15 protein-coding genes are annotated in these 23,671 nt (G+C 31.0%); 10 read left to right on the forward strand and 5 right to left on the reverse strand.

Features of this window, described 5'->3' with window-relative positions; genetic code table 11:
* A complete protein-coding gene (locus CEE44_04115) occupies window positions 1–723 on the forward strand; it encodes a hypothetical protein (GenBank protein TKJ17689.1) in 723 nt (240 codons plus the stop codon).
* Between the two features lie 199 nt (window positions 724–922).
* On the opposite strand, the gene CEE44_04120 is transcribed toward CEE44_04115, so the two are convergent.
* On the reverse strand, window positions 923–1,771 hold the full coding sequence (locus CEE44_04120; protein ID TKJ17690.1) for a hypothetical protein: 849 nt from the start codon (window positions 1,769–1,771) through the stop codon (window positions 923–925).
* Window positions 1,772–1,913: 142 nt separating this feature from the next.
* Between CEE44_04120 and CEE44_04125 the strand changes: the two genes are divergently transcribed.
* The 9 genes from CEE44_04125 to CEE44_04165 all read left to right on the forward strand — a co-directional run bounded on the left by CEE44_04125 (window position 1,914) and on the right by CEE44_04165 (window position 21,088).
* A complete protein-coding gene (locus CEE44_04125; GenBank protein ID TKJ17691.1) occupies window positions 1,914–2,192 on the forward strand; it encodes a hypothetical protein in 279 nt (92 codons plus the stop codon).
* Window positions 2,179–5,280, forward strand: a complete 3,102-nt coding sequence (locus tag CEE44_04130; protein ID TKJ17692.1) for a hypothetical protein — start codon at window positions 2,179–2,181, stop codon at window positions 5,278–5,280. Before CEE44_04125 ends, CEE44_04130 begins: the two co-directional genes overlap by 14 nt.
* A complete protein-coding gene (locus CEE44_04135; GenBank protein TKJ17693.1) occupies window positions 5,261–8,554 on the forward strand; it encodes a hypothetical protein in 3,294 nt (1,097 codons plus the stop codon). Before CEE44_04130 ends, CEE44_04135 begins: the two co-directional genes overlap by 20 nt.
* A gap of 25 nt (window positions 8,555–8,579) precedes the next feature.
* A complete protein-coding gene (locus CEE44_04140; GenBank protein ID TKJ17694.1) occupies window positions 8,580–9,914 on the forward strand; it encodes a transcriptional regulator in 1,335 nt (444 codons plus the stop codon).
* Window positions 9,915–9,976: 62 nt separating this feature from the next.
* Entirely contained in the window at window positions 9,977–11,152 is a 1,176-nt protein-coding gene (locus tag CEE44_04145; protein ID TKJ17695.1) for a hypothetical protein, read from the forward strand.
* Window positions 11,153–11,481: 329 nt separating this feature from the next.
* Window positions 11,482–13,824, forward strand: a complete 2,343-nt coding sequence (locus tag CEE44_04150) for a hypothetical protein (GenBank protein ID TKJ17696.1) — start codon at window positions 11,482–11,484, stop codon at window positions 13,822–13,824.
* The gene (locus tag CEE44_04155) at window positions 13,817–17,713 is read left to right on the forward strand and encodes a hypothetical protein (protein ID TKJ17697.1); all 3,897 of its coding nucleotides are present in this window, start codon (window positions 13,817–13,819) and stop codon (window positions 17,711–17,713) included. Before CEE44_04150 ends, CEE44_04155 begins: the two co-directional genes overlap by 8 nt.
* Entirely contained in the window at window positions 17,713–20,319 is a 2,607-nt protein-coding gene (locus CEE44_04160) for a hypothetical protein (GenBank protein TKJ17698.1), read from the forward strand. The genes CEE44_04155 and CEE44_04160 overlap by 1 nt, the downstream gene beginning before the upstream one ends.
* 184 nt (window positions 20,320–20,503) lie before the next feature.
* A complete protein-coding gene (locus CEE44_04165; GenBank protein ID TKJ17699.1) occupies window positions 20,504–21,088 on the forward strand; it encodes a hypothetical protein in 585 nt (194 codons plus the stop codon).
* Here the strand turns inward: CEE44_04165 and CEE44_04170 are convergent, their stop codons facing one another.
* From CEE44_04170 to CEE44_04185, 4 genes are all read right to left on the reverse strand, one after another.
* Window positions 21,089–21,619, reverse strand: a complete 531-nt coding sequence (locus tag CEE44_04170) for a hypothetical protein (GenBank protein TKJ17700.1) — start codon at window positions 21,617–21,619, stop codon at window positions 21,089–21,091. It lies immediately after the preceding gene.
* Window positions 21,609–22,181, reverse strand: a complete 573-nt coding sequence (locus CEE44_04175) for a hypothetical protein (protein ID TKJ17701.1) — start codon at window positions 22,179–22,181, stop codon at window positions 21,609–21,611. Before CEE44_04175 ends, CEE44_04170 begins: the two co-directional genes overlap by 11 nt.
* 393 nt (window positions 22,182–22,574) lie before the next feature.
* Entirely contained in the window at window positions 22,575–23,033 is a 459-nt protein-coding gene (locus CEE44_04180) for a hypothetical protein (GenBank protein ID TKJ17702.1), read from the reverse strand.
* A complete protein-coding gene (locus CEE44_04185; GenBank protein ID TKJ17703.1) occupies window positions 23,026–23,574 on the reverse strand; it encodes a hypothetical protein in 549 nt (182 codons plus the stop codon). The genes CEE44_04180 and CEE44_04185 overlap by 8 nt, the downstream gene beginning before the upstream one ends.
* Window positions 23,575–23,671 lie beyond the last annotated feature (97 nt).

Raw genomic sequence — 23,671 nt, forward strand, 5'->3', positions numbered from 1 at the left:
ATGAGTGAATGGAAAAAAGAAGGATTTGATATTAGAATATTAGATAAACCCGTCCAATATGCGAATCTAGACAGGATGTGTTTGACACACCCCTGCTATTTTCATTTTAATAATTATCAAGCGAGCAATTTTTATTCATTAGAATCTGTTTTTGATGGAGGACTTAAATTTTTAGTTCTTGCTTTTCCAAAAAATAAAGATTTGAGTAGAAAATCAAAATTTGATGTAGATTCAATAGATGATTATATAGCCTTTTATAAGAGTATAAATGGTAATGATTATGAATTTAATTTTGTTGAACAGATAGAGGGTATAAAAAAAGGGTTTGTAGGGGTTGCTATTTCAGATGAAAAAGGCAATGTTTTGATAGAGTGTTATAAACAACCTTATGAAACAAATGTATATAAATTTACTAGCGGATCATGCGATCCAGTTAACATTTCTTCTTTTTTATTTATGGATTATGGAGATTTAACTTTAGCAGATGTTGGTAAAGCAAAACCTTCTTTGAGAATACTCAAGGATATTGAGCAAAAAGTCGATCTTTTTTTTGGATACTTTGAATTCATTTATGGAAAAACAGAACATCTAGGAGAATGCATCTATTTTACAGATCATCAAACAGACAAGAATTTTTTAAGCAGTCTTTATTCTTCCATGGATGAACTAGGAAATGTAACAAAAAGATTAAATGCTAGTATAATAAAATCTTGTTTAGATTAATGAATCTTTCTTCGTTCTGCCACTAAAGTTTCCATTTTATGTATCTATTATAATTTTTGTTTTATTAAACTGAAAAAATTCTTTAAAACCCATTTAAGAATATTATATTTTGGTTTATATAAATGTATAGTACAATCACAACAACAGCCTTAGTAATCGGCTTCCACATCTCTAGAAAACAACAGAAATAATTATTTATTTATCTTATACTAACTTGTTGTTGCTTTTGTACACATTCCTTTCTGTACATTTTTACTCTTTTTATCAACTGCTTTTCTTCTTTGTCTAATCTTCGCTTTTGTGAATAAAGCTCTAATCCTCTATCAAAAGCCCCTACTGCTTCATCATACTGTTCTAATAACATAAGAGACCTTCCTATTCCAATGTCAAAAAAAGGAAAATTTGAGTCAATACACTTTCCTTTATTAAAATATAATAAAGCTAATTTAGGATTTTCTTTACCTAAATATACATTACCAATACTTTGGTAATTTTCCTTCGCTTTTTTGTCTGAATTAAGAGTTTCTTTAAATGAGTCTAGTGCTTCATCCAATCTCCCTTGGAAATGATATGCAAGTCCAATATTATAGGTTGTTATAGGATGCCCACCACTTAATACATTAGCAGATTTAAAAGCCTCTAATGCTTCATCATATTTTCCTTGATTAAGTAACTTTTTACCTATTGCATTCATATTTCCACCAGCTCTTGATAAATCAGATAAAACAGACCTTCCTTTTAATCCATTATCAACAGCCAAACCAAACTCAGATAAAGATGCATCATAATATTCATCAACATCTTCTTCATATAGTTGACTTAATTCAAAATGTAAATTAGGATCTTTAGGTTTTTCTTCTATTCTTTGTTGTAATTGTGATATTCTTGATTCTAAAGAATTACCTATTTGTTCTTGTACAAAACTTCCATCTAAAGAACCACTTGCTTGTTCTTGTCCAAAAACTTTAGAAAGATAGGAAAAAGCAGAAGCTAATACAACTCCTTTTGCTACATCTTTTCCTAATCCTAAAAACTCTCTTCTATTCATACTCTTCTATTGACAAAACTACTATATAAATCTTTCGTTTTTGTAATAACTTACTAGTGAGGACAAAAACATATATAACAAATTACAGAATATGTAATCCATTACAGAAATCTTTAAAAACAAACAAATATAACACATTACAGTGGGTGGTATTTTGCAAAAAAAAGAGTTGACAGACTATAGTTTATTTCTTTATTCTTTTCCTAGAGATATGGCCCCAAAAGACAAGGTTAAATTTCTAAGAGAATTCTTTGGTTATCACATTTCAAAAAACGGAAAAAGTTATTCTTATGGTGGTTTATTAAAAAAACTAGGAGGAAATAAACTTTCCAATACTTCCTTTCTAATTCCTCCAAGAAATAATAAAATAATTGAAGCTTATCTACAATCAAGAGGTGTTGATTTTGTTGTCAAAGAATAAACCATTCCATACACTAAAATCCCAAGTAACAGCATTTATCTTAGTAGGGATACTAATAATAGCTATTGTATGGGGATCATTATACATCTCTGAATATTTTGCAAAAAAAGACATGGAAAAATTCGCACCAGCAGGACATCAACTAACTCTGGAAAGCGATACAATAAAAGAAAACATAGATACTTGCGTCCAATCTCTAACAGATAAAGGAATGCAACTTATGTCTGACCAAGGTCTACATCTAGATATTCCTGAAAATCATACTTATAACAATTACTCTTATTGGCTTAAAAACACAATAAACATAATGCCAAGCAGTTTTGAAAAAATTGAACAGGACTTAGCATATTACATAAACACAAACCTATATAATTGTGCAAATCTTGACGAATTCAAAGAAAATGGATGGGATATATCACCTTTTAATCCTTCTACAACAGCAAAAATACAAGAACAAGACATTGGAGTAGAAGTTAAATACGCAATAAATGTTAAAAAACAAGATTTTGAAAGAGAATTCTCAAACTCAATTTATAATCCTAAAATAAGATTCAGACAAATGTATAGTAAATCTGTTGATTTTATGAACAATCAATTACTAAAACCAGACTTTGACTTTAACAATCCTCTTGAAGGTTATAATACTACAGGTTACACAATTAACCATGAAAAACTAGATAATCAAACACTATTATTTTCTATAATAGATTCTCAAAGTAAGATTCTTGATGGAAAACCATTTACACTAACATTCGTAGCAGACTTTAGCACAAATAATGTTATAAGAAATTATGATATAAGCAATTACCAAGATTATAGAGCAGTATTTTCACCAGACAGGTTGGCTGTTTTGATACTAGAACCAGAAACAATCCAGAGTAATGACACAATAACAATAACACAATATAAAACAGATTCTGTAACAAGAGAAAATACTCCAGCAGAAAAGATTAAAACAACTATCACACAAACAAAGGATATTGTTTTTAATACAGCTTATCCAATATACAGATTTGGTTCTGCTGAAACAATGTTTAGCAATCCAGTAATTTTAAGGATTTATTTGAATAAAGACCAAAGACACGTCCCAGATGATTTTAGCTTGCTTTATAATGGAAAAAACGGATGGTTACCTTATCCAAATGAGATTAATTCTTCAGCAGGTTATATTGATTCTCTAATATATGGTTTTAGTGAATACACTCCTATTGATTGTAGTGCAATGCCTGTTCAGGAATATCCTGGTCCTAAAGCAGAAGAAGATAGAGGTTTTTGGGGTGCATGGGGCCCTATTATTATAGCAATAGCAGCAATCGTAGCAATAGCTTTAGCAATACACTTTCTACCAGGTCTTTTAAATCCTCTATCCAAGGGAGGAAATATCATCTTTCCTCATGCCGTTTACGAACCACCACAAGAAGAAAACTCTTCTAACTCACAATCTGGTTTAGCATCAACATCAAACATGCTATTAGGAAATAATTTAGCATATGAGTTATTATCAAAATACCCTTCAATAGCAGACTTAAACTCATTAGCCTTAGCAGCATATGAATCATACACATTATGGGGCGAGGCAGCAAACGCAAAAAACACAATGCTCATAACAGCACTATGTGACAATCAAATTATAATAGATCCAAAAGAAAAAGACGGTGATTGTGATTGTTTTGTAACAGATATGGAAACAGGCGAATCAAAAAAATCAAAAAGTTATGATGTAAAAAAAGGAAAAGCATACACAATAACTGCAGCTGTAACCGATTTTGATGCATTTGAGGAAAAAGCTTCATGCCAATGCAATATAAAAGGTTTAGTTGTAACTGTTTCAGATACATCTTATGAAGAAGAAATTCTTCCAGCTCCTGTTTCACCTATTAAAAACACAAAACCATTTCTTAGTTGTTGCATAACAAAAGATAATTATTGCCTTGACAATTATCTCACAGATATATGTGATGGAAAAACAATAGAAAAAACCTGTAATGAAATCAAAGAATGCGCAAAACCACTTCCATTATCTGGTGAGGGCATACTAAGAACAACCAACCAAAACACGAGGTCTAATTTTGGTGCAGAAGGAGAAAATTTCTTAATAACATATTATCTTCCAAGTGCAGACCAAAACACACAGGTAATAGTCCATATCAAAGCAGATAACCAACTAATAGAATCTATAAACTTATATGATAATGGCATGCACAAAGATGGACTTAGAAATGATAAATACTATGCAAGCACATGGAATACTCTAAAAGTACTTCAAAACTCAAATACAAAAAAAGTTACAGCAGATATCGAAGTTATCTATACAGATTCACAAACAACACTTCCTAATGTAGGATCTTTAATGATACTTAATAAAAACATAGACTGTAATCCAATGGGTGTTCTTTCTTTTAATAATGACCTTGATATAAGATTTGCAGCTAATCATTATAATGATTTTAATAAATATTCACAAAATGCAGAAAGGACTGCTTCAAAAATACTTTTGACAACTCCATTTACACAATATTACAGAAACAAAGGTATTAATTTTTACAAGTCTAACAAATTATTTGATACAACAGATACAACACAAATAAACAATTATTTAGATAATCAATGTAGCTATTCTAACTCTCCTAAAAAACTAACAATAAGCCTTAATGATAATGCAGTAGAATGCAATCAAAAAGATTCAGTTGTAGAACTAAATCCATTAATTACATTCAAATCAGAAATATCAAATACAAATATCGATTTAGTATTATCAGATTTTTGCAGTTATGTAAATAATATTATTTTTTTAAACCCACCAAAACCAGAAATAATAACACAAAACACCACAACAATACCAGGAAATGTAGATGTTGAATTTAAAATAATAGACGAAGAATATCCAGTTAATTATGAATTGTTGTGGAATCATATGCATCAAGTACAAGACCAAGTACACGACAACTCTCCAAAAACACACACACTAAACTTACCAAATGGAGAATGGATATTCCAAATAAAAGCAACAGATAAACAAGGCATGATTGGTTACTCAAACACAATCTCTATAACAATAGAAGATAATAATGGAGGAGAAATTGAATAAAAAATTATTCAATACAATAAAAGCACAGGTAACTGCATTTATTCTAGTTGGAATACTAATAATAGCTATTGTATGGGGAGCATTATACATATCTGAATATTTTGCAAAAAAAGATATGGAAAAATTTGCACCAATCGGCCATCAACTAACACTAGAAAGCGATACCATAAAAGAAAACATAGACAATTGTATTCAGTCTCTAACAGATAAAGGAATGCAGCTTATGTCTGATCAAGGACTATACTTAGAGATCCCTGAAGATTACAATTATGATGAAAATTATGCTTATTGGCTCAAAAACACAATCAACATAATGCCAAGCAGTTTTGAAAAGATTGATCAGGATTTAGCATATTACATAAACTCAAATCTTCCAACTTGTGCAAACCTAGATGAATTTAAAGAAAATGGATGGGATATTTCTCAATTTTTACCATTTACAACAATTCAAATAAACAAAGAAGATATGAGCATAGAAGTTAGATATACAATTGATGTTAAAAAACAAGACTTTGAGAGACAATTCTCAAACTCTATCTATAATCCTAAAATAAGGTTTAGACAAATCTATGGTAAATCTGTTGATTTTATAAATACTCAATTACTAAGACCAGATTTTGACTTTAATAACCCTCTTGAAAATTATGATGCTTCTCTCTATAAATTTGAATATGAAAGATTAGATAATCAAACACTATTGTTTTCTATAATAGATTCTCAAAGCAAGATTCTAGACGGAAAACCATTTACTCTAAAATTTGCAGCAGACTTTAGCATAAACAACATCTCAAGAATGTATGATGTTAGTAATAGTCATAAAACCAGAATTTTACTCTCACCAGACAGATTAGCTGTTTTAATTTTACAGCCAGGTATAGTCTCCTCTTCCGATAAAATAACAATTAGTCAGTATAAAAAAGATTTTGTTGTTAGAGAACAAACACCACATATTGTAGTGAATGACAAAGTAACAGAATATGTTGATGCTACTTTCCCAACAAGATACCCCATATATCAATTTAATCCACCTGGTACAAATTTCAGCACACCAGCCATATTAACTATTTTCCTTAACAAAGATCAACAAGACATACCAACAGAATACAGCTTATTGTACAACGGTCAGGATGGTTGGATTCCTTACCCTTATACTTTAGATAGAGATACTGGTGCAATTGGCACCATGGTTTTTGGATTTAGTGATTGGACAGTAATCGCTTGTGAAGATCAAAATTCTGAGTCACATAGTGCAATAGCAGAAGAAGAAAGAAGCACATGGGCTTTTTTGACACCAATCCTAGCTGTAGCAGCAATTATAGTTTTAGCTTTAGTTACATTTGGAGCAGGAGGTATTTTTGGTGCAGGATTATTCGCAGGTGCTCAAACTGCTGGAGCAACATTAACTATTTTAGGTATTAACACAGGGATAGCAGCATCAAGCTTGGCTACTGTAGGATTAACAATTAATGCTGCACTTGCATATGAAGCATATGGTATGGGAACAGAAGAATGGAATTTAGGCGACAACAGATCAATAACCATCAAAGCAAAATGTAACACCAACATCACAGTTTTGTTAGAAGAGGAGGATGGAGAATGTGAATGCTCTGTGTTCGAAACACCTACCCAAACACCAGCATATTCACCTAGTGGAGATATATATACTCTTGAAGGAGGTAAAATGTACACAGTGGCTGCTGTTTTAACAAACTTCACATGGCCCAATACTGAAGCTACATGTAAATGTACTGCAGAAGGATTAATAACAACAAACATGGCTTATAAGCCACCAGAACCCCCACCACCCCCTCCCCCACCACAGCTTGTTTGTTGTATAACTTATGATGGATATTGTCTTGATAACTATTTAGATGAAGAATGTAATGGAAATAAAACACAAAGAACATGCTTAGAACTAACAGAATGTTCTGGTGAACATCCTTTATCAGGAGAAGGCAACCTAAACATACAATCATTAGAAGGAGACCCACAAGGATTTGGAAAAGAAGGAGATTCTTTCTTAATATCTTATTACATTCAAAGCGCATCAGAAAATACACTAGTTATAGCGCACATAAAAAAAGATGAAACAGTAATTGACTCAATAACATTATACGATGACGGAGCTCATGATGATGAAACTGCTAATGATAAATACTACGCCAACACATGGCGTAGTAGAAATACTCTAGGAAATCAAAACTCAGCAGAACTTACATGGGATGTTGAAGTTAGATACGGAAATATAAGAACAGAAATAAACAAAGATGTAGATTCAATAACATTAATTGATGCCAATTCTGATTGTGAATCAATGAATACTTTTTCACCTGAAAATTCATTAGATATAATTTTAGCAGGAAATTATTACAACAATATGGATGAATTTTCCCCAGATCTAGAATCATCAGCATCAAAAATAATTAGAACAAGCGCATTCTCACAATATCATTCAGAACATGGAATAAATTTCTTTAAAATAAAAGAATTATTCTCTACATCTAGTCTATCACAAATAAAATCACAAGCAATTAGCAAATGTGATTATAGTGATTCACCTAAAAAATTAATAATATCATTAAATAATGATGCAACAATATGCAAACAAGAACCCAATATTGTTGAATTAAATCCTTTATTTGCATTTAAATCTGGAATACCAAATGTAAATTCAGTACTACAAGATTTCTGCGGTCAGGTAAATGAATTAAATTTAATGAATCCACCAGAAGCAGAAATAATAACTGAAAATATTGTAACAATACCAGGAGATGTAGAGGTTGAGTTTAAAATAACAGATGAAGAATATCCAGTCAATTATGAATTATTGTGGAATTATATACCTAGAAAAAGTGGCCAAGTACACGACGATTCTCCAAAAACACACACGATATTAAATCTACCAAATGGAGATTGGATAGTGCAAATAAAAGCAATAGATCAAAGAGGAAGTGTTGGTTATTCAGAAGTTTTATCTATAACAATAAATGATACAATGGTAATGGATCTATCATCAATATCTCCTTTAGAAATTCCTTCAGGAGGCTTAGAACCACTAGATCTTAATGATGCTGTCTATGATCCAGCAAACGATCCAATAACAGCATGGACATATTCCCCAGCATTTTCAGAATGTGTTAGCATTAGTGAAAGTGGTGGCCAATTCACAATAACACACATAAAAGATTCAAGCTGTAGCCTGACAGTTACATTTGAAGCAATAGGAACAAACAACAGGAGAGTATCAGACTCAATAGAGATAAGAGCAGGATAAAAAAGAGGTAATACCAAAATCCAAAATGAATAAAAAAGAGCTTGAATTTATTTTACAGGAAGGTGAAGGATATAATATAGAGTTTAAAGAATCTTATTCAGATTCAATAGCCAGGGAAATTTGTGCCTTTGTAAATGCCAATGGCGGCAAAATCTTGCTGGGTGTAAGTGATACAGGCGAAGTAAAGGGTATTCAGATAACGAATAAATTGAAATCACAAATTTATGATTTAACAAGAAATTTTGATCCTAAACTTGACATCTTTTTAGAAGAGATAGACAATATTTTAATAATTAATGTTCCAGAAGGAATAAAAAAGCCTTATTCTACAAAAGGAAAGTTCTTTATAAGATATGGAACAAATTCACAGCAGCTTACAAGAAATGAGATAAGAGAATTCTTCCAGAAAGAAGGGTTAATCTTGTGGGACGAAAAGCTAAATCATGATTTTGATTTGGAAGAGGATTTTGACAAACATAAATTTAAAACTTTTTTGGAAAAATCAAAAATAAGCCAGATAATTGGCAAAAAAGAAATTTTAGAAAACTTATCTCTTGTAAAAGAAGAATATATCAAAAATGCTGGGGTTTTGTTGTTTTGCCATAGAATAACAAAATTCTTTACTAATGCTACAATAACCTGTGTTCTGTATCAGGGAAAAACAAAGTATAAAATCCTTGACAGAAAAGAGTTTAATGCAGATTTGTATTCTAATTTTCAAAATGGTTTTCTTTACCTGCAATCTCATCTGAATACAGAGTTTATAATAAAAGCAGGACCAAGGGAAGAGAGATTAGAATTGCCAGAAGAAGCACTTAGAGAGGCTTTATTAAATGCAATAGCCCATAGGGATTATTTTATTGCTGGGGCTAATATTCTCGTTGAAATCTTTTCTGATAGGGTTGAAATAACCAATCCAGGAGGATTAGTGAAAGGAATCACAAAAAAAGATTTAGGTAAAAAGAGCTTGTCAAGAAATAATCTTTTGTTTGGCTTGCTTCAGAGAATGGGTTTGGTTGAAAAGGTTGGTTCTGGTATTAAAAGAATGGAAAATTCAATGAAAAATTATAAATTAGATTTGAGATTTGAAATTGATGAAAATTGGTTTACTCTTATTTTCAAAAGATTAGAAAAGGTGGGAGAAAAGGTGGGAGAAAAGGTGGGAGAAAAGCTTACAAAAAATCAGGAGATAATCCTAAGGCATATAAAAATTAATAAATATGTATCCATTGCAAAATTATCTAAAAAAGTAGGCATAGCTACAAAGAATATTGAAACCAATATTAAAAAACTCAAAGAAAAAAATGTTCTTAAAAGAGTTGGTCCAGACAAAGGAGGGTACTGGGAAATTATAAAATAAAAGAATATATTAGAGGAGAACCTGATAAAATAAAAGGTTAATGATAAAAAAAGAGGTGAAATATGGTTAATCAACAACTGATTAATTACATAAAAAAACAAATCAAAGCAGGTTACGATGTAAACACCATAAAGTCTTATCTAACTAAACACGGCTATAAACCTCAAAATGTTAATGATGCAATTAATTCAATATATTCTCCAGAAGTTAAGCATGTTGTCCATCATATTTCTAAAACTACAATCCTATCAATAGCAGCACTAAGTATAATCATACTATTAATAGCATCAGGAATATACTTCTACCTAGCAAAACCAACTCAACAAGCACAACTTCTAGACCTAAGAACAAGCCTGCTAAAAGATAATCTAAATCAAGGAGACAAACTTGAATTTAATATTGAATTATCCAATCTAGGAAAAAGCAAAAGATACGACGTAATTCTAAAACACGAAATTGTAAACACAGACATCTACAGCCAAGAAACAATAGCAGTTGAAACATCAACTTCAAAAACAAGCTATATTCAATTACCACCCGAATTAACTCCAAAAAGATACACTCTAAAAACAATAGCTTCATACAGCAATAAAAAAGCATTTTCTACATTTACATTTAATGTTGTTAAAAAAGGAGAACAACCAAAAACAACAAAATGTATAGAAAACTGGGAATGTACACAATGGCAGCCAGAAGAATGCCCTAATAATGAACAACAAACAAGAACATGTAATGATCTAAACAACTGCCAAACAACATTATACAAACCAGAAACAACAAAATCATGTACAAAAATAATTGAACAAGAACCCAAACAACCAACAATAACTAAAAAACCATCAGATTTTTCTGGAAGAACAATATGGGAAAAACTGGATATAATAAAACAACTAGCTGGTTCAGATCCAAACCAGGCACTAAATGACTGCCCAACATTTGAAATAGACAGCCATAAAGACGAATGTTATTTTAACATAGCAGAAGTTACAAAATCAGATGTCATTTGTAAAAGAATAACAAGCGAAAGAACAAAAGATAAATGCTATAGCAATGTAGCAAAGCTAACTAGCGATAACACAATATGTGAAGAAATAATTAAACAAACAAGAAAAGATGCCTGTTATATGAATTTTGTAAATAAAGGAGATTACAGTATTTGTGACAAAATAGACAACTCATATCTAAAAGATGCTTGTGTAGCTCTAAGAGATACACCAGAGGGGATTCTAGTATCATAATTTATGCTAAAAATAGCATAAATAAAGACATTTACATATAAAAAACACAATTTATTGAATATTTATACATTAAAGAGTATAAATAAAGCATACATAAAGTACAAAAATCTACAAAAACAATAGAAAACTTTATATAATTGTACATTAATAAGTACAAATATAGTCAAAATGAGTGTACAGATCAGAATTACAGTAAGTAAAGAGATGGACGAACTTCTTTCACAATTAGCTAAAAAACTCGGCAAGAAAAAATCAATGCTAGCTAGAGAACTAATGGAACAGAAGTTATACGACTTAGAAATTATTCAGAAAAAGCTTACAGAATTAAAATGAAAAACAAAAAAGCTCAAATAACAATGTTTATCATTATTGGTATAGTCATTTTAATAGTGGCTGGAATTTTTATTTCTATTAGGTCTACGCAGCAACCACCCCCTGAAAAAATAATGAAACAATTAGCAGAAATGCCTGTAGAATTTCAGCCACTTAATGATTTTGTTGAATCTTGCATATCCAAAACAGCAAAAGAAGGAATAAAAAAAATAGGTTTCCATGGAGGATATATTGATCCTGCTAAATATGGACTAAGAGCAAATGCAGTTAACCCAACAGAAAGCAATTCCTTCTTATTTAATCCAGAAGATCCGCAAAGCACTATTCCATATTGGTATTACTTTAAAAGTGATAATGAATGTGAAGAAGGGTGTAGTTGTGGTTCTGAACAACCAAGACTCCATAAAAAACAAGGAGACCCTAATATTGAAAAACAATTAGAAGGTTATATTGATGATGCTCTTGATTTCTGTCTAAACAACTTCCAGGAATTCAAATCACAAGGTTTTGAAATAACAACAGGAAAACCAAAAACAACAGTTACAATAAGAGACAACGATGTTTTAGTATATACTAAATATAAATTAGAAGCTCAAAAAGGCACTGCAAGATTTGAAATCAATGAATTTATTAAGATAATCCCACTTGAACTAAAAAAAATATATGAGTTAGCAGAGTCAATAAAAACCCTTGAAACAAATTTAACATATCTAGAAAAGTGGACAATAGAACAATTAGCTAGTTTTGGACTAGGGCTTAATAAAAACAGATTGCCCCCTATAGCAGATTCTGAATTATCTCCAGCAAAAAAACCAGTTTACTGGATAAAACAAAAAGTAAAAGACGATATAACAAATAATATGCTGCCACTATATACCCCTTTTTTAAGCATATTTAATACAAGAAACTATAATTACGATTTGATAGGAACATTTTATGAAAGAGCATCGCTGCCTATCATAAGCCCATCTGGCTATAGCTATAATAACCTAGATGTAACTTTTAACTACTTTAATTGGTGGCCTATATACCTTGACATAACAGGAAGAGGTGTAAGTGGTCAAATTATAGGACCAGAACAAGCATCATCATCATTCTTCAGTTTTATAAACATAAAAAGATATAACTTTTATTATGACTTAAGTTACCCTGTTTTAGTTGATATTTATAGTCCAGAAGCATTTAATGGTGAAGGACTCCACTTTTACATAGGTTTCGAAGCAAATGTAAGAGACAATAATCCTTTAAAATGTGAAGGATCAGGATTAACAGAATATGCACCTGCTTTTGGTTCTCTATTCTGCAATATTAATCAAAGATGCTCTAACATAACAATAGAAACAATAGATGGAAAAACAAATAAACCATTAAGCGATGTTTCTATTTATTATTCTACTGGAACAGAAAGTTGTGATCAAGGATTTACAGAAATTCAAAATAATAAAGCACTACTAAAAACCCAACTACCTCAATGTGTAGGCACCGCCTGTTCACTAAATGCAGTAAAACAAAATTATTGGCACTATCCAAAAACCTATGCAGTTAGATGTGATAAGACAGGAGGAGTATGCCAAAATGAAGATGTTTTATGCAATGGAGAATCTCTAAAAATCAAAATGGAACCCTATAGAAACAATAACATAGTCATTGTGAAAAAGAGAATGATAAAACAAGGTAAAAAAGACTGGATTTTTGACAACAATCCTCAAAAACTATTAGACAATGAATATGCTTTTATAAGTCTTGAAAAAATAAAAGATCATCCAACTGAAGAAGATTTAGTTCTTGCAGGTACTTTCTATGGTAATAAAACATCAATGAAACTATACCCTGGGTTAGTTCCTGGAAATTATAAATTAGACATTCATTTGTTTTATGGGCTTCCTGATTATAAAGGAAGAAAAGAAATACTATTCAGAGAAGTTGAAGAATGTGATGAAGCAACTGTTAGCGATCTTCTAGCAGCCGCAGCAACAGGCGCAGTAACAGGAGCAATAGCTACAGCACCAGCAGGAGGAATAGCAGCACCAGTTGGAGCAGGAATAGGAGCAGCAGTTTCAGTAGTTTCTACACTTGTACTATCAGAAAAAGGATGCGTTACAATACCTTCCTACACATTCAATGACACATTTGTTGAAGGGGGATTTTCAGCCAACATAACTCTGACAAAAGAAATGCTTGATAATGACAATTTAATATTTTATACATTGAGTGTTCCAGATTTTGATTCATCATATAATATATTAGATATATATGATCTGGAAGAATTAGGTAAAATAGATGAATACTCAAAACAATATAAAGTTCCACTAAAACCAACAACAAGCGAAAATGAATAATAAACAACTACAACCAATAGCAATGTTCATGATTTGTCTAATCATAACTCTGCCAATCTATGTAAGTAGTGTTTACGCTGATATAAATAATGTAAGGGCCTATGGAGAAAATGGTATTGATAATTTTATAAAACAACAGTATGATCTAACAATTGAAGCGGGAATTACAGGAGATACAACATCAAATAAAATAAAATTAACACACTCTTCAGGATTAGCAACTAATTTTGATAGTTGTAGTGGAACTGGAAATGATAGTTCATTATGTAGTGTTAATCTTGTTTACGGTCAAAATAGCGCAGTAGAACTATGCCCTTCTTCAACATTCAGCATAGAACAATTTGAATCAGTTCCTGGAAACCTAATTGATTCTAAAACTATCAAAATAAAATGTGATGCAAAACCACCTATCTCAACTATATCGGTCTCACCAGAATCATCAACAGGAGAAGATGTTACATTAACTTATAATATAATAGATCCAAGAGATGCTATAACAGAATGCTCTGGTATTGATAAAATAGAATTTTATCTTAACAACCTAAATAGTCCAGCAACAATAGAAACCAATTCATCAACCTGTACCTATTCAGGTAGCACAACTATAAGTGCCTCTTCTTATAATGATGGAGAAGTTGTTGTTTTCCTAAAAGCATATGACAAACTAGGCCAAAGCAGTGTTACTAATACATCATTCTATGTAGATAAATCAGGACCAGATGGAGAAGCAACAGTAGAATTAACAGATTTGCACGGAACCCCTATAGAATATTTCCAACCTCAAACAGTACTGGCAAATGTTGTTTTAACTATATCTGATTTAACAGGAATATCTACTTATGAGCTGGATTATTCACAATTAACATCAGCATCACCTCATTGCGGATATCAGGGTCGTGATATTGTATGCAGCTGGAGCAGCATCCAGATAAATATGAACGAACCTTCATTTACAAGAACAATTAAACTAGATGCTGATGATGATTTAGGCAATACAGCTTCAAGAGATATACTTGTACAAGGCGTTCTTATTCAAGACTCAACCCCCCCTTTAATCATTATGAGTGATATAACAATAGATACAATAGATGGAAGTACAATAGATTGGTTTAAGCCAGGACAAATGAAAATGAGTTTTAATGCTGAAGTATCAGAGGATATTTCAGGTATTAAATCTATATCACCAGATTTGTCAAACATAGATGTCATAAGAGGAAAAACACCAGTATGTGCAGGAAATGAAAAAAGATATACTTGTTCATGGTCTAGTGTAATATTTAATATGGATACAGCCAGCTTTAGCCAGGAAATAAAAATTATCGCTAAAGATTATGCAGGCAATGAAAAAATAGAATCAAAAACAGCTTCAGCTAATTATAGAGCAGATAATATTCCTCCTTCAATTAGTAATTTTGAGATTGTTGATTCTTATGGAACAGAAATAACAGATTGGATAGGAGATGAACAAGTTCCAGCAAAAATATATGTTGATGTGACTGAAAAAGGTTCAGGATTAAACACAATTAAAGGAAATTTCAGAAGCATAAATCCTGCATATCCAAGACCAATTGAAGGAGATTGTATACAATTATCTGGACCATCTCAACAACAAACCCTTTATCAGGAAGTTGGTGAAGATGGTTTACCTGAATATGAATATCAATGTGAATGGGATGTTATTATGGACTTTGATACAAGCGGCAATCCTCTAACTGCTCAATTCAAATTTAATGCAACAGACAATTCACTAAATCCTTCAACACCATCTTTCACTAAAGACTTTAAAGTTGATATAGATGGTCCTGTTGCAACAAATCTAAGAACAGATAATATATTTGGTGGTGTTTATTATGTCGGAAAAGATTCAAACAAATTCATAAGCAGAATAGCTGATTCTGGAATTGGTTTAGTTAAATCAAAAGTTTATCTGGATCTATCCAGCCTGGGTCTTAGGGGTCTTAAACAAGCTGATAATTGTTCTGGTGATTATTGTTACTGGGAAATTCCAGATACAATATCTACTAGTGAAGGAAGCCATGATATATCTATTAGCACAAAAACAACAGATAATATAGGAAACAGCATAGAAGATAAATTTGAATTAGAAGTAGTAGTAGATACAACACCCCCTGTTGTAGATTATGTAGAAATAACCCCTGCTAAAGCATCAAAAGAAGTATTTAGAGATTTAATACAAATAGGAAATGCTCTTTCTATTGTTGCCAATATAACAGAAGCAAATTCTTTATTTAGTGCAACAGCAGATTTATCAAGCTTTATATCAGATGAAACAGAGGATTTAGCAGATAACTGTGAAAGACAAATAAATGACCAAGGTAGAGAAACGGACAAGTGGATTTGTAAATGGGCAACTGATGAAATAGACATTACTGGATATAAAATAGATGATATATCTTTAACTTTTACAGATGTTGCTGGAAACACTGAAGTTTCCAGTCATGAAATAGAAGTTTTAGAAGAAATAGAAGAAGAAGTTGATTACTGGAAAAATTCAGTTAGAGATGGTTCACCAAACGCAATTGACAAACAAATAATAACTAGGTATCAACCTTCTATGGTATTCCCAGTAGATTTAAATAAAAAAAGAAGCAGTGATGTTATTTGGCCTATAGATGTTTTTGTTGATAATTGTTTAACTACTGTAACAGACTCAGCTGGAACACCAACTATAACTTATTTATCCTCTGATGCTGGAAATTTACCTGTTCTTGTTGACCACAATACAGATTCATCAACAGGTCTCCCTTATAATATATATCTAAACTATATATTAGACCAAGCCTCTCCACCAGACAACTCAATTGACATAACATGCCAATTAAAAATAAGAACACTAGTTGATAAAACCAAAATAAGCCCTTATGAATATGAGAACATTACAGTAACAATTGATTATTATAACAATCCCCTTGGAGAAATGTCATCAGACATCCAAGAAGAGATAGACAGAGTTAAAAGTGGATGGTTAGTTCAACAAAAATATATAGATCCTATAAATAGTGTGATTGACATTTCAAGATCTATTTGCAGAACATTCCAATTAGGGCATAGGGTAGTAACCTTGATAGCTGTTGCAACAGGCAAACTCTCACTAGCTTGTGCTGTAGACCCAACTAGAGCAAGTTGTGAGGCACAACAAGCCGCAGCAAACACAGGAGAGGCAATAAAAAATACAGAAACTGGTTTTTGGGATAAATATGGAAAGAAATTTTGTGCACTTACAGGTTGCACTATGTGGAACACAAACTGGGCTGGTGGCGAAGGAATAATCAACGAGGTAGGAAAGAGTTTAACAAAACTACAAACAAAATCATGGATAGGTATACCATCAACAGTTGAAAACATAAATACTAAAAGAAGAATTGGAATGTGGAATATGGAAAACAGCTTAATTTTAAGCATAGCTTTTATATGTATTCCAGGAATAGCTCATAATCTCCAAAAAGCAAGGGTTATTGACTGCCAATATATAAGATGTTTAGAATCATCAAAAGACACCAGTAGTTTACAAAAATGCGTAAAAGAGAGAGATTATGGATGGTGTAAATATGTATATGGAGAAATATTTAATTTGTTCCCATTTGCAAATATTCTAGGTCAGGTAGGGCAAAACATAAAAAAAGCCTTATCACATCCATTAGAAGCACTAGGAGTTGTTTTCAGTCTTGGTTGTAAAGGCGTATGCAGAACTCCTGGTGCAGGAGGATTATGTCCTGGATGTATAGCCCTAGAAATGTTAGATTGGCTCTATGATCTTTTATGTGATTTCGGGGTTGGTCCTAATTGTGAACCAATCTGGGACGAACTAGCAGTAGAAGATAGTATTTGTAAAGAGGTTTTAAAAGAGGAAGAGCAAGAAGAAGAATAATGAAAACAAGAAAACAAGAACAACCTTCAACAAAAACAGGAATCATGATAGTTGTATTAACAATAGCTCTATTTGCATCTGCCCTTTCATACAACACAGAAGACAAAATCACAGGAAGTATTGTTAAAGTTACAGGGATGGTTACTGGAGATTATACAAAACAGTATAATCGTCTTAGTGGCGATAAAAATATAATGACTACTTTTAGGCTATACGAAGACAGATGGTATTATTTCCAAAAAGGAATGGGTGATTATATGTCGCTTCCTGATCAAAACACCCCAAAGAATGACTTAAAAGCTATGTCTGAATGGGATCAAGGAACTAAATGGACTAGTGAAAAAAAATATGATTTTAGAAGATCCACAATACCTGGTGTCCTTATCTACCCTTTTCAAGGACCAATAAAAGAAGTATATAATTCTGATGGACTTCAATTATCTATAAATAGTCAAGGAAACATTAATGGATATCTTGATGATAATGGTGAATATACTAAGAGTGCATCTGCAGCTCATAGAAGTTATAATGTCGACTCAATGCGAGAAGATAGAAAAAAAGGTGAACTTTCCCCTTACCCTACATTTATACTTTCTGGAGTTGATGAAAACAACCCTACTGGTTATAATATTGGCGAAACCCCTTCTAATGATCTTGTTAACCTTTGGAAAGTTGAAGATTCTACATATGAACCTCCACAAACACCAGAACAACCACCCAATGGTGATATAGATAAACAACCTAGTAACTCACCAACCAAAATACTAAACTTTGAACACATAATAGGAGATAATGCTAATATTAATGATGCACCAGAAACATTATATTTAAATATAGGAAGCGATAGTCCTGTAAAACTTCATCTCACAAAGGATGGTAAGCAGAAAGGGCAGTATTATCAGATGGTTAATAATGAAAGGAGATATTTCCCACTTAATGAAATACATGCAGGTAATACAATACAAACCGGTGAAACATATCTGACATATAAAGTAGCAGAAGGGGACGGGGGAGCAACAACAATTAACCTTCAAACTTTTAATAAAGATTTACCTTATGAATATACTATGGTACAGTATCCTGAGAATGACCCAAGGAATGGTCAAATAGATATAATACAAACACAAGAGGGCAAAATAAAGAAAGATGGAAGAAAAATAACAATAATAAATCTCCCAGAAGATATACTAACTTCAAATAGATGGAAAGGTGATGATGAACAACTTGATACAGGATGGGATAGTCTTATCAACGCATTCCTCCATGACAATGTCCAAGAGTTGAATAATAATGATTATAAGGATGGTATATGGACAATAGGTAAACAACATTATAGAGTATACCCTGGTAATGCAGATACTAATACAGACGGATATACACTAAAATATTCATCATCTGCAAAAACCTATACCAGATATACAAGCGATGGAAGACGAATTGTTTTTCGAGGAACAAAAATTATAGATCCTGAAACAGGAGTGATTAAACTTTCTCCAAAAGGTGAGGTAACAGAAATAGGATATGACCACAATAATAACATGATAAGTATGGCAAATAATGCTGAAGATGGAACCAGAATAACTACTAAATGGGTTCCTGGAGAATATAATTCTAGAATAATAACTATGACTAACAGTCGTGGAACTGTTCTAATAAAACTAGTAGAATCACCAACTGACCCTGGTGTTTTTGAAAGTAATGGAAAACATTATAATAAATGGGGCAATGAAATTAAAGAAGATGAAAAGGGTATTTGGAAAAAAACAGGTAAAGAAAATAAAATGGCTAAAAAAGCAATAGAAGAATCAAATAACCAACAAGGAACAAGGGCCGGTTTTTGGATATCATTAGTAGGGGATCTCGAAAATTTAATAGACATTACATCAGGTTATTCTTTTTTCAGATGGTTATATGATGAATCTGATATAATAGAATATGATGAAAGGATTATTAATCTTCTAAGTGGAACAGAAGGTTTGGCTGCTGAAGCATGTAAGGGTCCTGTTTTAGATGATGGATATGGTTTAGAAGATGGATGGGCATTTTCACTATCAGTGGCAGGTGCTTCTGCGCATATTGAAGGCGAAAAAATACCTATAATGAATTATACAGATCCAAATCAAAAACAATTTTATTATTATAAAATAAGCTTTGAAGTCAATCCAGGTTCAAGAGTTACTGGATGTGATTTAAATTTTGAAACATACTTAAAAGATAATGGAAATTATATTCCTTTAATGATGGAAGATTCAGGATCTGTTTATACATGGGATTTAAAAAGAGGAGAGGGCAGTGTATCCTACAAAGGATCTAATATGCGCATTATACCAAGCAAAAAAGAATATACAAAAGCATGTATAAAATTTAATTCCATAATCCCCAGAACAGGAAGAACATGTTTAATAGGTATAAATGAAGGAGATTACCTATGTAATAAAATAACACTAGGTGCAGAACAGGAATTTAATCCTAAACTTCATGGACCTGGAAGGCATGTTGCATGGTTCTTTGGATTAGGAGGCGAAGGAGAAGAAGGTACTACCTCTACAACTGGAACAGGGACTACTTCTGACCAAGAAGAAGCCAAGGTAAACCCAAAAATCTAAAATGAAAAAACACAACTACTTTAAAAACAGCTGGAATTTATTAATTAAATCATTTAAAGAGTTTGACACAAAAGTAATCTTTATAGTTTTATACGATCTAATATTTCTCTCAATAATTTACCTCTCTTTCATTATATTTACTAAATACATCCAAAACAAATCTCTAAAAATAAATATGCCGCTCATGGAAGAAATGATGCAACTACAACAAACAGAAATATCTCAAATTTCATCACAACTAAGCAATTTTTTATGGTCTATTTTTGTAGGAATAGCAATAGTGGCATTAGTAACATTTATTGCAATGTGCATCTTTAAAGGATTGATATGGTTTAGAATAGCAAATAAAAAATTTAATTTTAATTATTCTAAAAAATTCATACTGCTAAATTTATTATGGTTCTTGATTTGGATAACTCCAGCAATTCTTTTATTTTTTGTTCTAAAAAAAGAAATTATTGCTTATCTTTTAGTTATTATAACAATATTACTTTTACATTTCACTAATTTACTGTATATTTCTTTCACAAAAAATCCAAAATTAAGTTCTATAAAAAAAGCATTTAAAATAGGAATAAAGAAAATCCATTTATTTATCTTACCATATCTAATAGCAATTATTATATTCCTAGTAATATCCCAATTATATTGGTTATACAACTTTATGCCAGGAAACACATCAACAATAATAACAGTTTTAATTCTAATAATCTACCTAGCCTGGTTTAGGATATATCTTTACAATGTAGTAAAAGATATAAAAATCTAATTATTCTTCTTTTTGTAATATTAAGCCAATTTTAGCTACAAAATCAGTTGCATTATTGAATATCTCATCTAGCCTTCTTTCAGTATACATTTTAATTGCAGAGTATCTGGCAATCCGGCTTTCTGTTTTAGCATCTTCAAAGTAATGGACATATTCATCTTCAAATATCTTGTAAGATTGATTTAGTATCTCTAAGTCTTCTTTTTCAATCTCATCTGGAACCAATAAATTGCCCAATGCTATTTGAGCAGCACCATGGTCAGAAACTTCGTATCCTTTTGATAGAATTGCTGCCTTTGCTGCATATAACATTGAATAATAAGAAATCGTAATAGCCCAATAATCCCAAAAAAGCTTTTTAGGTTGATCTTTTGAAGGTTGAATTTCTTTTGTGTGCTTTGCAATCAATAAACTATTTTCTGCTTTTTCAAGAAATAACTTAATCTTAAAAGACTGTTGAGATTTCTTTATTCTCTTTTCTTTTACATATTCTTCAAATATTTGTTTATATTCTTCTTTGTCAAATTGCATTGAATACACAATCCCAAAATCCCTCTGGGTTATTTAAAATGATATGATTCTTTAAAACCTGTTTTCCAACATTTTCTTCTTTATCTTTTATCATCTTTTTAAATTCTTTCTTCGTAACAAAGATTGGATTTATTTTCTTCTTATACAATAATTCATATTTAGAAAAAGATAAAGTTTTCCCCCCATCTTTACTTATAACAAGAATATCAATATCACTTTTCTGGGTTTGCTTCCTTTCTGCATAACTTCCAAAAAGAATAACAACACCTTTGGTTTCTAATTCATTTGTAATTTTTCTGATAATTGGTTCTCTCATAAGGAATTCTTTTTTCTCCTCATCTGAAGATACAATAAGGTATGCTTTTACAATTGGATTCCTAATGTTAAGTTTTAACGTTTTAGATTTACCAACTATTTGAATATTTAGAACATCTTTCATCTTTTGTACTGTTCTATAAAAGCTGGCATATGGGATATTAAGTAGCTTACTTAACTCATTCATTGTATATCTTCTGCTTAAATTCTTTCCAAGATAGTTAATGATTTGATGCTTGTTATCCATTTTTGAATAATATTATCCATATATGATATATAAACTTTTCGTTTTGAGAAGTTTATGAAAATCTTTTACCATAATTGCATAATGTATTCAAAATCAAATTACACATATTATGAAATCACATATAACCAAAAATAAAAATATTTATATATATCAAACATATTAACATTCTAAGGGTGGAACACACACTAATCAATCTAATCTTTTAACTTAAAACAATGGAAACTTCATTAAATATTTTTAACTCAGTTGAATTCCTAGAACCAAGATGCCCTAAATGCAACGTTATTCTAAAGTATGGTACAAACACAAAGTTTGATAAAGAAGACAACCACATATGTGTTAATTGCGGCACAACAGTAGAGTGAACAAAAATTGAATAACTTATTGGATTTTTTATCTTTTTTTGATTTCTTCCTTCAATTTTCTAATATAAAGATTAAATTGAAATTCAACTTCTCTCCAGTCATCAAAACTCACAGGTGTACCATAATAATTAATCCCGTTTCTTTTTGTACGTACTTTTTCAAAAAAATCCCAGTTAAACTCTAATTCAGGGTGTTTTCCACAAAGATATGCAAATAAACATTGGTGGTTATCGATTTTAATCTTTTCAAATCTTAAGAATGACTCAACCAATTCATGTAATGCATCATAATATAATTTGTAAACACTATTCCATTGATTACTTTGTTTAGAAAGATTTTTTTTGAGAATATTTGCAGATTCCACATCACTTTCTGCAATAATAAGTGTGGCTTTAATTTTCTCTTTGTCAACTTCTTCTGTAACAATAAACATCCCATTTTTTTTACATTTCAAAAATGCTTCTTTTTGATTTAAATATTCAGGCATTTGCACCAACTCCAACAAAATCTATATCTCCTTTAACAATATTACCTTTAATAATATTTCTGATTAGACCCTCTCCAAATTTATTTAATTCTTTTTGATTATGGCAGACAAATACTTGTATATCTCTATGAAGTTTCATTTCATACTTTGCCAGTTTTAAATCTTCTAATCCTCCATAAATAAAAATATCTATATCGCTGTTTCTATACCAGTCAGAACGCGCAAAACTGCCAAAAATTATAACTGTTTTTGCCTTTGGTAAAGAGCTTAAATGATTTAAAAAGCCGCTATCATACATTTTATTTAATGCAAATAATTTTTTCTTATTTTTATATGAATAAGATTTATAATTGCTTATATAATAAGGCATTTTACCTTTTTCTTTTATTCTTTTAATCAATTCTTCTTTAATAAATTGTTTAAGCCACTTATTAGCCTTACTTCTAGTAATTTTTGCTTCTTTAAGTATTTCCTCAAAACGCCATTCCTTTGTAGGATTATTAAAAAATAATCCAATTACATTTTCTTCTTTGCTCTCCATAATAGTTTCTATAATGGGAACTAATTTATAAATCTTTCTCTTTTTAAAGGAAAATAATGAATTTAAACTTATTTTTAGAATTAAATTTGACGTATCT

The organism is Candidatus Woesearchaeota archaeon B3_Woes, from assembly GCA_005222965.1.
Taxonomy (GTDB): Archaea; Nanobdellota; Nanobdellia; order Woesearchaeales; family B3-WOES; genus B3-WOES.